The sequence below is a fragment of the uncultured Acetobacterium sp. genome, from assembly GCF_927416815.1.
In the GTDB taxonomy this organism is placed as follows: Bacteria; Bacillota; Clostridia; order Eubacteriales; family Eubacteriaceae; genus Acetobacterium.
Genome location: NZ_CAKMJU010000018.1, coordinates 1 through 13,140 on the forward strand (window position 1 = coordinate 1; position 13,140 = coordinate 13,140).

Sequence of the window (13,140 nt, forward strand, 5' to 3'; positions counted from 1 at the left end):
TGCAACCATTACGGCTCTTAATGCGGTGACAGAACCGATTATTCTGCTGGCTGGGGGCTATGATAAAAAGGAAGATTATTCCGAACTGATGGAGCTGGTCGCAAAGCGGGTCAAGCGACTAATTGTTTTAGGAGTGACTGCGGATGATCTGATCAAGGCCGCAGCGATCAAGGGCTTTACCGCTGTCACTAAGGTTGATAATTACGAGGAAGCGGTCGCCTGTGCCAAAGCAGCGGCAGATTCTGGCGATACAGTCTTGTTATCACCGGCCTGTGCAAGCTGGGATATGTTTGATAATTATGAGATCCGAGGTCGGGTTTTTAAGCGATTGGTGACCGAAAATCAATAAGAATTCGAGGAGTGAACCATGAAAAATGGAAAAATAGATCGACCTTTTTTGATTGCCCTGATGCTCTTAGCAGGCATTGGGGTGATCATGGTATTTAGTGCCAGCATGTACGCATCTACCATTAGTGGGGAAAAAGGTTACGCTTTGTTTTTGAAACAATTGGCATTTGTTATTTTAGGCGTGACAGTAATGGGCATCATGAGCAAGATTGATTACCGGATTTATAAAAAATACTATCTTGTCGGCATTGTGATTTCTATTTTTCTTTTGATCATCGTTTTAATTCCGGGAATTGGATTAAAGGTAAATGATGCGAGGCGATGGATTGACTTAAGAGTAACTACTTTTCAACCCTCAGAATTGGCCAAGGTAGCGGTGATTCTTTATTTTAGCACCATCATTTCGCGAAAACCTGGGATTATCAAAGAAAACCTGCCGTTTTTATTAAACTGTATGTTGCCACTGGGAATTATTTGCGGACTGACCGCTATTGAGCCTTCGCTAAGTGCGGCTATGGCGATTGCCCTGGCAGCTTGCGGGGTGCTTTATTTTGGTGGCATTAAGTTCAAGCTCTTTTATCCCTATCTGGGGTTTGGGGTACTGGCGGTGGCTGGTTTAATGATCGCCGAACCATGGCGATTGGATCGCTTTAATGTTTTTTTAGGTAAAGGTGGTTATGATTACCAGATATCGCAGTCGCTCTTAGCTATTGGCACCGGGGGGATCTTTGGTAGAGGACTGGGTAATGGAAAACAAAAATATTTATTTTTGCCGGAGTTACAAAATGACTTTATCTTTGCTAATATTGCCGAAGAATTTGGCTTCGTTGGCTGTTTGCTTGTTTTAGGTCTATTTGCCTATGTAATCTGGCGGGGCTTTCAAATCGCCCAGAAATCTCAGGATACCTTTGCCTACTTGTATACGAGCGGCGTGATGCTGTTGCTGGCCTTTCAGGTATTAGTGAATATCGGTGTTGCAACGGCAATTATCCCAGTAACCGGGATGGCCTTGCCCTTTATCAGCGCTGGCGGCTCCTCGATGGTGATCCTGTTTGCGATGATGGGTCCGATTTTAAATATCTCCCGAAATGTTGACCTCGGCAAGAAAATGGAGTCGAGCAAAATGCCGGCACTTAACAAGAAAAAGATTGTGAGGTAGTCCGTGAAAATACTCATTGCAGCAGGTGGAACCGGGGGTCATATCTATCCGGGACTGGCGATTGCTGAAAAAATAAAGAATAAAAATCCCGGAGCTGAAATTGTTTTTATTGGATCGATGGTAGGGATGGAAAAAAACATTATCCCCCAGTATGGCTATCCGATTGAGTATATCCGGGTCAGGGGATTTGAGCGCAAGGCCTCATGGGAAACTCTGCTAGCGATTAAGGGAATCTTTGACGGACTTAACGATGCCAAAAAAATAATTAAAAAACATCAGCCGGATCTGGTTATTGGCACTGGCGGTTTTACCGCCGGACCGCTGCTCTTAATTGCCAGCCGACGAAAAATAAAAACGATCATCCATGAACAGAATGCCTATCCCGGCAAAACAAATCTGATGTTGGGAAGTCGGGTCGATCGGATTGCGATTAGTTTTAAAGAGGCCGAAAAGTATTTTCCCAAGGAACGAACCTTTTTGGCCGGAAACCCGGTGCGGGCAGACTATCATCAGATTGACCGAAGTGAATTAAGAAATAATTTGAACCTTTCAGATTCGCAAAAAATGATTTTGATTATGGGGGGGAGTCAGGGTGCGGGTTCGATCAATCATAGCGCCCTATCACTGATCGCATCCTATAAAGATCGAGACGATCGGGTTATTTACCATTTAACCGGCAAAGACCAATATCAGTCGATTAAAAAAGAAGTTGAAAACCTGGGGCTCTCACCATCGGGCCATGTTTTTGTGGAAGCTTACAGCAATGAGGTACACCGTCTTTTAGGGGCAGCCGATCTGGTGATCAGCCGCTCTGGAGCGATGTCAGTGGCCGAAATCCAGGCGGTTGGGGTGCCATCAATTCTAGTGCCCTATCCGATGGCAGCCGGCAATCACCAGGAATTCAATGCCCGGGTGATAACCGATCCGGGTGGGGGGGTTCTCATCAAAGACAAAGAACTGACGGGGGCACGGCTGATTCAAACCGTTGAATCACTATTGGAAGACGAAAAAAAATGCCGGATGATGAGTCAGGTAACAAAAAAACAAAGCATTATTAATGCCGGCGATCGGATTTATGATGAAATAAATAAGTTGATGGAGAATTGATGAAACGATCGAAGAAGAAAAACCCCATCGAGAAAAAAATAAAAAAACCGCAAAACCTGGTGCCAACAAAACAGGAACTCCGGGAACAACGGCGGCGGCAGCGAAAAGCGAATAAGCGCAAACGTATTATGAAAGCTTTGATTAGCACCTTGGTTGTGCTTGGAATATGCGGTGTCGTCGGCTTCGGTGTTTACCAGGCCGTTAATTTGGGTATCTTTAATGTAGCCGAAATTGAGGTAGTTGGAAACGAAATTGTTGACACCGAGACAGTTATTGAGGCATCGGGAATCAACGTTGGGGAAAGCATTTTTTTGATTGATATCAATCAGGCAAATTATAACATTAATGCCTTGATGAATCTTGATGAGTTGGAAATCTCCAAGATCATGCCAAGTAAAATTCTCATCCGAATGATCGAATCGGTACCAATTTGTGCGGTGAATTATGACAACAAGGTCTATTATATTACAGAAGATAAAAAACTGATTGAAGACGGAGAGTACCTAAGAAAAACAGATATCCCGCTTATCTTTGGCAGTGACGCTGTTACCATTACAGAAATTGGCAAAGAAGTGGTGGTTGAACCCTATTGGCGTTTTGACACAATTATGAATATTCTCAGAGATTTGAAAAATGATAACAATCTGGAAAAGATATCCGAGGTACGGATGACAGAAGTGAATACCTATGAAATTGTCACAAAGAATGGGACGATTTTTATCCTCTGGGATTATGATAATTATATCGACAACAAGGCGTATATCCAAAATAACCTGGACAAAAATACCAGTAATATGATTATTAACCTGGCGGTGGGAACAAAGCCAGTTATTAAACCGCGATAAACGATCGGCAATTATTTGAGATCAATCGAATATTTTGTCTGAGTATAAAATAATAAGAGTTATTTTACTTAATTTATTATTCAATAGTTGAAAAATTTGTAAATAAAGGTTAATATAAAGGGGTGAACATTTCTTTATCCATAAATAATGGGAAGAAGTGTTATTATCGATGAAAAAACAACTGAAATTGATCTAATGTTCAGGAAAAAAGATACAAAATCATTATTTAAGAACCAGAAAGCTGTTTAGTAAGAGGAGGAATAAAAGTGTTTGAATTAGATGGGAATTACGATAATTTTGCAAAAATTCGGGTAATCGGTGTCGGTGGTGGCGGAAATAATGCCATTAATCGAATGATTGAAGCAGGAATGAAGGGTGTCGATTTTATTGCTATCAATACCGATAAACAAGCTCTTGCCCTGGCTTTATCTGAAAAAAAGCTTCAAATTGGGGAAAAGATCACCCAGGGACTTGGTTCTGGGGGGAATCCCGAGATCGGTCAAAAAGCGGCCGAAGAAAGCAAAGATGCCATTGCTGATATGATCAAAGACACCGATCTCTTGTTTTTAACAGCCGGTATGGGCGGTGGAACCGGTTCTGGAGCTGCACCGATTATTGCAAAAATCGCCAAAGACATGGGAATTTTAACCATTGGTGTGGTCACAAAACCGTTCTCTTTTGAAGGCCGGGTACGGATGCGTAATGCCCAGATTGCCAGTGAGTTTTTACAGGAAAACGTTGACTCGTTGGTTACCATCCCCAATGACCGACTGCTAAGAATGGCTGATAAATCAACTTCTCTGAAAGATGCCTTCAAGTTGGCTGATGATGTGTTACTCCAGGGTGTAAAAAGTATCTCGGATCTGATCGCGATGCCAGGACTGATCAGCCTTGACTTTGCCGATGTCAAAACGATTATGAAAGACACCGGGCTGGCTCATATGGGTGTTGGTCGTGCAACGGGTGATAATCGTGCCGAAGAAGCCGCTAAACAGGCGATTCTCAGTCCCTTGCTGGAAACTCAGATTGATGGGGCAACAGGGGTTCTGCTTAATATTACAGCAGGTGAAGATCTGTCCTTATTTGAAGTCGATAAGGCCGCCAGCATTGCCAGAGAAGCTTCTGATCCAGATGCCAACGTTATTTTTGGTGCAACCATTGATGAGTCGCTAGGGGACGAAATCAAAATTACCGTTATCGCCACTGGCTTTTTATCGGGGGGCGAAAAAGAAAAGAAAGCCGTTATTAAAAAAGTTGTCAAAAGCGCCAGTGATTCGGTTGGTGAATTTTCTATTCCAGATTTCCTAACTCAGGAATAATACCGATGAAGTGTCCGTATTGTGCATTCGATGACAGCAAGGTAGTCGATTCGCGGCCATCTGAAGAAGGGACAATGATCCGCAGACGCAGGGAGTGTAACAAGTGCAATAAACGCTTTACGACCTACGAACGGGTCGAGAATATCCCCCTGATTGTTGTTAAAAAAGGCGGTCAACGAACAGCCTTTGACAAAAACAAAATATTCAATGGGATGATCAAAGCCTGTGAAAAACGTCCGGTTCCGATTGACGCGATAAAAATCGTAGTGGATGATCTGGAACGGAGTCTATACCAGGGTGAAATGAAAGAAATACCCTCTTCGTTGATTGGCGAACAGGTGATGGTGGCTTTAAAAACCATGGATCAGGTCGCCTATGTCCGCTTTGCTTCAGTCTATCGACAATTCAAAGATGTCGCTTCGTTTATGGATGAGTTGGAACGATTGATTTCTGAAAAGCAGGCCGAGGTTCCTCATGAAACAGTTTGAAAAAACGGTCAAAAGCGAAGTGCTCTATGATGGCCGGATTGTCAAGTTACGGATCGATGATGTTAAGCTTCCAGACGGCAGTTTTTCCAAACGAGAAATTGTCGAGCATCAGGGAGCGGTCGCCGTTTTAACTGTCAAAGATGGACAAATGATCTTTGTCAAGCAATACCGGATTGCCAGTCAGCAGCTGCTAACTGAAATCCCTGCCGGCTTGTTAGAAATTGGAGAAGATCCAATCGATGCAGCGATCAGGGAGTGTCGTGAAGAAATCGGCTATCGTCCGACTAATCTGTTTAAATTGGGAGATTTTATTCCTACCCCGGGTTATTGTTCAGAGAAAATTTCTCTTTTTTGTGCCACCGAATTAATTTGGGACCCCCTCGAGGAAGATCCGGATGAGTTTATCCGAGTTGTAAAAATACCAGTACGGACAGCCCGAACCCTGTTTATTAATGGCCAATTCATTGATGGTAAAACGGTTGCAGCGCTGGGGTATTATTTTTCTATTGCTGCAAGAAGATTGATAGCAGAATAATAATAATGTTCAATGAGGATAGGTGGTTTATTTCAATGCAGAGGTCAGCATTAGAATAAATCATCTATTTTATATTATCTATCGAGTGTGATCTGTTTAATACAGAAAACCACAAAGAAAAGAGTTGGCTGAAGTTAGCTGCCGATTAAAAAACAATTTTGGCTCTGACAAAATCAGATCTACAACGCGAATAATGAGGTAAAGAGAAATGTTTAATTTTACACCGGACTATTTTTTTAATTTAATACTGAGCCTGCCGGGAATACTGATTGCGATCAGTTTTCACGAAATGGCCCATGGTTATGCCGCTGATTCAATGGGTGACCCGACCCCTAAAAATGCTGGCCGTTTAACCTTAAATCCAATTAAACACATTGATCCATTGGGCTTTATTTCGATGCTATTATTTCGGTTTGGCTGGGCTAAGCCGGTGCCGGTTAATCCCGGAAATTTTAAAGATCGTAAAAAGGGGATGATTGTGGTATCGCTGGCTGGAGTGCTCACCAATCTGTTGTTGGCTTTTTTGGGCATGGCGGCTTATCTGGCCGTGGTTCCCCTGAATAATGACTTGTTGCTGACGCTTTTACAGTATGTTTATATCTATAATATTATGTTTGCCGTCTTCAATATTATTCCGATTCCGCCGCTGGATGGATCTCAGATACTGGCCTTGTTTTTGCCGCCGAAGGCGCTGATGACCTACTATAAATATCAGCGTTACGGCATGATTGCGATTTTTGTTTTGGCCTTTACCGGTTTATTGGGAATGATTATCAACCCGGCAATTAATGCAATTGTGAATTTATATTCAGCGATACTTTTGCCAATTTTTAATCTGATCTGGTCCTAGCTTATGGCCTATGCAGTCAGTCTGGATGGCTATCAAGGACCGCTGGATCTGCTGATTAATCTGATCCAGAAAAACAAGATCGATATTTGCGATATTCCGATTGCCAGTATCACCAATCAATATTTATTACAGATCCGCAGCTGGCAGGATATGGATATGGATGTGGCCAGTGAATTTGTTGTCATGGCCGCCCGGTTGCTGGAAATTAAGGCCAAAGCCTTGCTGCCTAAAAGCGATGATGAACAGGAAGACGCCGAAGATCTCAAGGCAAAACTGGTTCGTCAACTGGTTGAGTATAAGATCTTTAAAGAGATCAGCCGGTATTTTCAAATGCGGGAACAGGTTGAGCTTAGTACGGTTTATCGAGATCCGGAGTATATCCCCCAGAATATCGAAGAAGTTCCCCTGGTCATCGACCCCAATACTCTTGAACAATGTTTTAAACGGCTGTTGTTTCAGAAGGAGGAAGAATTAGAGGCGATCGCTCCGCCGCAGAAGATTATCCGTGAATTATTCAACATCGAAGAAAAAATTGCTGAAATAACGGATGTTCTAATTCAAGCCGGAGCCGCCGGAGTCAGTTTTTCTGAGCTGCTGCATCCGGAGATATCCCGAGAAGAGGTAGTAGTAACCCTATTGGCGCTACTGGAAATGGTTAAAATCAGCGGTTTACGGCTGCTTCAAAATCGGGTCTTTATTGATTTTCAGATTCACAGGGAGGTAGAAAACGATGAATAGTGATGAACTGGCAGGGATTATCGAAGGCATCCTTTTTGCCGCAGGAGATGGGGTTTCGATCACCGAACTGTGCCGATGTCTAGAGAAATCGGTATCGGAGGTGCAGTTTGCCATGGAAATACTCAAACAGGATTATCAATCTAAAGCAAGAGGTATCCGATTGGTTCAGATCAAGGATTCGTATCAGCTTTCTACAAAACCCGACTATTACGGGTATATTAAAGAAATTACCAGGCATCAGGAAAAAACCGGGCTGTCGCGGGCAGCTCTCGAAACCCTGGCGATTATTGCCTATCGTCAACCGGTTACCCGGCTGGCCGTCGATGAACTCAGAGGGGTTAGCTCCAGCAGTGCGATTCAGCGCTTGCTGGATCGCGGGCTGATCTGCGACGGCGGTCGTCTGGAAGCCCCAGGTCGGCCGATTCTTTATAAAACAACCAATGCCTTTCTTAAAGCGATGGGCTTTACCAGCCTTAAGGAAATTCCAGAATTTGAGATTTTTTCTCAGGGCAAACAGGAAAGTTTTAATCTGGAGTTGCTTAATAATGAATCACAGAATAGAGAGCCAGCCAGTCAAGACTTGCTGGCCGAGATGCTAAAAAAAACCATCGGTGAGGCCGAAATTCTGGAGGCAGCCCAGTGAGAATTCAGAAATATATGGCACAGTGTGGGATCGCTTCGCGGCGAAAATCTGAACAACTAATCCAAAAAGGAGTGGTTCAAGTTAATGGTGTTACCATTTACGAACCCGGTTTTCCGGTTGATCCGGAAAAGGATCAAATTATCGTTTCGGGAAAAAGATTAAGCGAAGCTATAAAAATATATATCATGGTTAATAAACCCAAAGGGGTTCTATCAACTTCTGAAGATACCCATGGTCGTCAGCGGGTGCTCGATCTGGTGCCGATCAAAGAGCGGCTTTATACCGTTGGACGATTGGATATGGACACTGAAGGGCTGCTGCTACTGACAAATGACGGCGACCTGACCTTCGCTCTGACTCACCCCAGCCATGAGTTTGGCAAGACCTATCTGGGTCTGGTTAAAGGTCGCCCCGATAAAAATAGTCTGGAGTCCTTCCGCGATGGCATTGAAATAGAGGATTATCGTACCGCACCGGCGACGATTAAGATTTTGAAAATAGATCAGGATACCAGTCTGTTGGAAATGCGGATTCACGAAGGCAGAAAAAGACAGATCCGCAAAATGTGTGCCGCCATCGGCCATCCGATTATTGATTTGAAACGGGTAGCAATGGGTGATCTAAGCTTGGGAAATTTGAAACCCGGAGAATGGCGATATTTAAATCACGATGAAATTACTTATTTAAAAGGAGAAAAATAATGGTAAAAATAGGATTTCCAAAAGCGTTTAGTCAGATTCAGGCATTATTTCCCGAAAAAGAAAAAGAACGGGATTTGTATATCGTGGCCGAAAATACTGTTAATTCAGAAATTTTGGGAGCAGTTCGCTTTTTATATAAAGCAGAACAGGTTAATATTTACGAGATGATCATGACCATGAAGGGCGATCAGGCGATGGCTGTTTTCGACGGAATTATCAGAACCCTGCTATATAAAATGGCCGAAGATGGCTGTACATCATTATCAGTAAAGGGAGCCAGCGGCGAATTTGCAGCCTATTTCAAAGAGCATGAATTTACTGAGGAAGGCGATACCTTGATTCATAAAGCCTTTATCGGAGAGTTTTTTAAGCCCTGTGCAGGCTGTAGTGAATAATAAACCATTGCGGGTTATCGATCTGGCTCAGGAATTTTTGAGACCGATCATTAATTCTGGCGATATTGTCGTCGATGCTACCGCCGGAACGGGTCAGGATACCCTCTTTCTCTGCCAATGTGTGGGAGCAAGTGGTCAGGTTTTTGCCTTTGATATTCAGGCGGTGGCTTTACAGCAAACCAATGACCTTTTGGAAAAAAGCGGGTATGCCGACCAGGTCACCCTGATTCATCAAAGTCACGCGGATATCGTGCCGGCATTGCAGGCAGTTGCTGTCAGGAAACACTCGGTCAAGGCGATTATGTTTAACCTTGGTTATTTACCTAATGGTGATCAGACCATCATCACCCAGGTAGAAACGACCCTGGCGGCCTTAAATGGGGCATTGTCCTTATTAGCCGCGGGTGGATTAATAACCATTTGCCTTTACCCGGGTCATCTCGGCGGAAAAACAGAGTCCCAGGCTGTGATCAGCTGGTGTGAGGCTTTGAAAGCACCATTTGTGGCGCATCATTTTCGCACCTTAAATCGAGAATCGCCACCTACATTGGTTATCATCGAGAGCATGAGGTAGATATGAAAGACATTTCATGTATAAAAGAAAGCCGGGATTTTTTTTCGGCAATCAAAAAGTGTTATCCCAAATTGAGTAAATCTCATAAACTGATTGCTGACTTTATGTTGAGTCATTATGAAAGTGTTGCTGAAATGTCGGCGGTAACGGTAGCAAAAAGTGTTGGCGTCAGCGAGGCAACCGTGGTTCGCTTTTCGGTCACCCTCGGGTTTGAAGGTTATCCGGAATTTCGACGGGCAGTAAAAGATGAAATTAACAGCAAGTTGACAACGATTGAGCGAATTGACATGACCTTAAGAAATGAGCAAAAAGAAAAGGCACTCCAGGATACCGTTCATAATGTTTTAAAATCAGATCTCTCAAATATCAATGCGACCTTCGAGGAATTTGACTATGAGATTTTCAAATCTTGTATTGACTTGATTTTAGATGCGCGCAAGATTATTATTATCGGCTTTCGAACCACGACCTTGTTAACTGAACATCTGGGTTATTATCTTAATCTGATTCTCGATAACGTCCGGGTGGTTAATTATGGGGTATCCGATATTTATGAGCATCTCATCCGGGTCAATGAAGAAGATGTGGTGATCGCCATCAGTTTTCCCCGTTATGCCCAAAAAACCTTTGAAGCGCTTGAGTTTCTTAAAAATAAAGGGGTAAAAATCATTACAATCTCGGATAGTGAAAATGCGCCGATCAATGTTTTTACTGAGCATCGGCTGATTGCTAAAAGCAATGTTTACTCCTTTGTTGATTCATTAGTGGCTCCCCTTTCACTGATCAATGCGCTGGTAATTTCGGTCGGACTGAGAAATATCGGAAAAACCAAAGAGACCTTTAATGAACTTGAAGAAATCTGGCGCGAACATTATATTTATACCGGCGATGAAGTGGAAAATTAGTTCATGAAAGGACGAAAGCATAATCAATGAGTAGAATAGCAGTTATTGGAGGTGGCCCCGGCGGCATGATGGCGGCGGTGGCGGCAGGAGAAAAAGGGCATCAGGTTGATTTGTTTGAAAGCAATGAAAAATTAGGAAAAAAACTGTATATCACCGGTAAGGGACGCTGCAACCTGACGAATGCCGTTGATATCGGCGATTATTTTGATAGCATTGTCCACAATCATAGTTTTTTATATAGCGCCCTTTATTCCTACACCAATACCGATTTTATGGCCTTTTTGGAAAAACATGGGGTACCCTTGAAAATAGAACGGGGCGATCGGGTCTTTCCGATTTCTGATAAATCCAGCGATGTGATTGGTGGCTTTAAAACAGCATTGAAAGAAAACCGTTGTCAGGTTTACTTAAACACCAGAATAACCGATTTATTAATTGAAAATAACAGCATCAACGGAGTTATTCTTGAAAATGGCCAACAAAAGAAATATGATGCAGTGATTCTGGCAACCGGTGGAAGGACTTATCCGTCGACCGGTTCGGATGGCAACTTTTTTAGAATCTTAAAAAAATACGGCCATCAGATCACCCCCCAGGCTCCGGGTTTGGTACCAATCAACACCAAAGAAGACTGGCCGCGGGATCTCCAGGGGCTGTCACTTAAAAATGTCGTCTTAACCCTGAATAAAAAAACACCTAAGGGACAAAAGAAGGTCAAGTCAATGCTGGGGGAGATGTTGTTTACCCATTTTGGCATATCCGGACCGCTGGTTTTATCACTTAGCTCTGATATGAGCGGAGATATAAAAGATTATAGTTTGGAATTGGATTTAAAACCGGCCTTGAGTATCGAACAAATGGATGCCCGGATTCAACGCGACTTTCTTAAATATCAGAACAAGGATTTTAGCAATGCCCTGGGCGACCTATTGCCAGCGAAAATGATTCCGGTGATGATTGCCTTGTCCGGAATTGATTCGGTCGCCAAGGTTAACCAGATTACTAAAGAGCAGCGAAACAAGCTGGTGGCGTGTTTTAAACATTTAAAGATAGGCATTGCCGGGCTGCGGGATTTTAACGAAGCGATCATCACTGTTGGTGGTGTCAGCGTAAAAGAAGTCGATCCGGGAACGATGGAATCAAAATTGATCAAAAATCTTTATATCGCTGGGGAAATGCTGGATGTCGATGCCTTGACGGGTGGTTATAATATCCAAATTGCCGTTTCGACCGGTTGGCTGGCCGGAAACGCCGTTGAATAAGTGCTTAGAAAGAGTTGGATGAGGGAGAGTAAGATGCAAATTGCCATTGATGGTCCTGCCGGTGCAGGAAAAAGTACCATAGCAAAAAAAATAGCAGCAGCCTATAATATGACCTATCTGGATACCGGTGCCATGTATCGTTGCATTGCTCATAGCGTTTTAAATCAGATTGGGGATCATTTTGATAATGAGACAGATATTGTTAACATTGCCCGGAAAACGGAGATCCGCTTTGAAGGCAATCAGGTGTTCTGTAATAATAAGGAGGTTACCAGCGAAATACGAACCCCGCTGGTTTCCCGGCATACCTCGGATGTGGCCAGAATCAAAGCAGTCCGGGATTTGATGGTTGCTCAGCAGCGCGAATATGCCAAAGACCATGCCGTGGTGATGGATGGTAGAGATATTGGTTCGGTAGTCCTGCCAACGGCTGAGCTTAAGTTTTTTCTGGATGCCGACGTTCTGGAACGGGCGATCCGAAGAAAAAAAGAAATGGATGAAAAAGGAAACGGCAAAGCGCTGGAAGAGATAAAAAATGATATCGAGAGCCGCGATGCCAATGATAAAAATCGCTCAGAAGGTCCATTAGTGCAGGTCGAGGATGCCATTGTCATTGATACAACCGGAAAGAGTATTGAAGAAGTTTATCAAGAAATGAAAACGCATATCGACGAGGCGCGCCAATGATTTATAAAGTTGGCCGATTTTTAACCTACCTGCTCAGTTTTATTCTTTTTCGGATCACCATTACTGGCAAAGAAAACATCCCTAAAAATGGGGGAGCCTTGATCTGTCCCAATCACATCAGTAATATTGATCCGGTCGTGATTTCATTTTCAACGCCCCGCGAAATTCATTATATGGCCAAGGCGGAACTGTTTAAAAATCCGCTTTTGAGCTGGTTTTTTAAACAGGTCAAAGCCTTTCCGGTTAATCGTGAAAAGGTCGGGGTTGAAACGATTAAGACTTCCTTAAAAATTTTAAAGGAAGACAAGCTGCTGGGGATTTTTCCGGAAGGCCATCGTGTCAACCCGGAAGACCGGACGCCACCGGCTAGCGGTTTTGTGGTCTTTGCGATCAAAACAAAATCACCGATTATTCCAGTGCGAATCAAAGGAAAGTACCGATTTAGAAGCAAGATTGAAATTATAATTGGCACGCCTGTTTATCTGGAAGAATACTATGGCAAAAAACTATCTGAAGAAGAAACACGGCAGTTAAGCGGAAAAATCATGGATACAGTCTATGCTTTAGAATTGACTTGAGGTTAA

General features: G+C 43.2%; 16 protein-coding genes and 1 pseudogene. All 17 read left to right on the forward strand.

Annotated elements, in window-relative coordinates; translation table 11 throughout:
* Nucleotides 1–349, forward strand: a pseudogene (locus QZ998_RS02590) (UDP-N-acetylmuramoyl-L-alanine--D-glutamate ligase); the annotation flags it as partial.
* Nucleotides 350–367: 18 nt separating this feature from the next.
* Nucleotides 368–1,507, forward strand: a complete 1,140-nt coding sequence (ftsW, locus tag QZ998_RS02595) for a putative lipid II flippase FtsW (RefSeq protein WP_296557762.1) — start codon at nucleotides 368–370, stop codon at nucleotides 1,505–1,507.
* Nucleotides 1,508–1,510: 3 nt separating this feature from the next.
* Nucleotides 1,511–2,614 carry an undecaprenyldiphospho-muramoylpentapeptide beta-N-acetylglucosaminyltransferase gene (murG, locus tag QZ998_RS02600; RefSeq protein WP_296557763.1) on the forward strand — a complete coding sequence of 368 codons (1,104 nt, stop codon included), beginning with the start codon at nucleotides 1,511–1,513 and terminating at the stop codon, nucleotides 2,612–2,614.
* On the forward strand, nucleotides 2,614–3,459 hold the full coding sequence (locus QZ998_RS02605; protein ID WP_296557765.1) for an FtsQ-type POTRA domain-containing protein: 846 nt from the start codon (nucleotides 2,614–2,616) through the stop codon (nucleotides 3,457–3,459). Before murG ends, QZ998_RS02605 begins: the two co-directional genes overlap by 1 nt.
* Nucleotides 3,460–3,725: 266 nt before the next feature.
* A complete protein-coding gene (gene ftsZ / locus QZ998_RS02610; RefSeq protein ID WP_296557766.1) occupies nucleotides 3,726–4,778 on the forward strand; it encodes a cell division protein FtsZ in 1,053 nt (350 codons plus the stop codon).
* Between the two features lie 5 nt (nucleotides 4,779–4,783).
* Entirely contained in the window at nucleotides 4,784–5,266 is a 483-nt protein-coding gene (nrdR, locus tag QZ998_RS02615) for a transcriptional regulator NrdR (protein WP_296557768.1), read from the forward strand.
* On the forward strand, nucleotides 5,253–5,801 hold the full coding sequence (locus QZ998_RS02620; RefSeq protein ID WP_296557770.1) for an NUDIX hydrolase: 549 nt from the start codon (nucleotides 5,253–5,255) through the stop codon (nucleotides 5,799–5,801). The genes nrdR and QZ998_RS02620 overlap by 14 nt, the downstream gene beginning before the upstream one ends.
* Before the next feature lie 208 nt (nucleotides 5,802–6,009).
* Nucleotides 6,010–6,651, forward strand: a complete 642-nt coding sequence (locus tag QZ998_RS02625) for a site-2 protease family protein (protein WP_296557773.1) — start codon at nucleotides 6,010–6,012, stop codon at nucleotides 6,649–6,651.
* 3 nt (nucleotides 6,652–6,654) lie between these two features.
* Nucleotides 6,655–7,389 carry a segregation/condensation protein A gene (locus QZ998_RS02630; RefSeq protein ID WP_296557776.1) on the forward strand — a complete coding sequence of 245 codons (735 nt, stop codon included), beginning with the start codon at nucleotides 6,655–6,657 and terminating at the stop codon, nucleotides 7,387–7,389.
* Nucleotides 7,382–8,032: an SMC-Scp complex subunit ScpB gene (gene scpB, locus QZ998_RS02635; RefSeq protein WP_296557777.1), complete on the forward strand. Its 651-nt coding sequence runs from the start codon at nucleotides 7,382–7,384 to the stop codon at nucleotides 8,030–8,032. The genes QZ998_RS02630 and scpB overlap by 8 nt, the downstream gene beginning before the upstream one ends.
* Nucleotides 8,033–8,046: 14 nt before the next feature.
* On the forward strand, nucleotides 8,047–8,733 hold the full coding sequence (locus QZ998_RS02640; protein WP_366512381.1) for a pseudouridine synthase: 687 nt from the start codon (nucleotides 8,047–8,049) through the stop codon (nucleotides 8,731–8,733).
* Complete coding sequence (locus QZ998_RS02645) at nucleotides 8,733–9,128, forward strand: hypothetical protein (RefSeq protein WP_296557780.1); 396 nt, start codon at nucleotides 8,733–8,735, stop codon at nucleotides 9,126–9,128. The genes QZ998_RS02640 and QZ998_RS02645 overlap by 1 nt, the downstream gene beginning before the upstream one ends.
* Complete coding sequence (locus QZ998_RS02650; RefSeq protein WP_296557781.1) at nucleotides 9,121–9,702, forward strand: class I SAM-dependent methyltransferase; 582 nt, start codon at nucleotides 9,121–9,123, stop codon at nucleotides 9,700–9,702. Before QZ998_RS02645 ends, QZ998_RS02650 begins: the two co-directional genes overlap by 8 nt.
* A gap of 2 nt (nucleotides 9,703–9,704) precedes the next feature.
* Nucleotides 9,705–10,607 (forward strand): MurR/RpiR family transcriptional regulator, encoded by a 903-nt coding sequence (locus QZ998_RS02655; RefSeq protein ID WP_296557783.1) that lies wholly within the window; start codon nucleotides 9,705–9,707, stop codon nucleotides 10,605–10,607.
* Between the two features lie 26 nt (nucleotides 10,608–10,633).
* On the forward strand, nucleotides 10,634–11,869 hold the full coding sequence (locus QZ998_RS02660) for an NAD(P)/FAD-dependent oxidoreductase (RefSeq protein WP_296557785.1): 1,236 nt from the start codon (nucleotides 10,634–10,636) through the stop codon (nucleotides 11,867–11,869).
* A gap of 33 nt (nucleotides 11,870–11,902) precedes the next feature.
* Nucleotides 11,903–12,556, forward strand: coding sequence for a (d)CMP kinase (cmk, locus tag QZ998_RS02665; protein WP_296557787.1), 654 nt, complete (start codon nucleotides 11,903–11,905; stop codon nucleotides 12,554–12,556).
* Nucleotides 12,553–13,134, forward strand: coding sequence for a lysophospholipid acyltransferase family protein (locus tag QZ998_RS02670; RefSeq protein ID WP_296557788.1), 582 nt, complete (start codon nucleotides 12,553–12,555; stop codon nucleotides 13,132–13,134). Before cmk ends, QZ998_RS02670 begins: the two co-directional genes overlap by 4 nt.
* The last annotated feature ends 6 nt before the right edge of the window (nucleotides 13,135–13,140 follow it).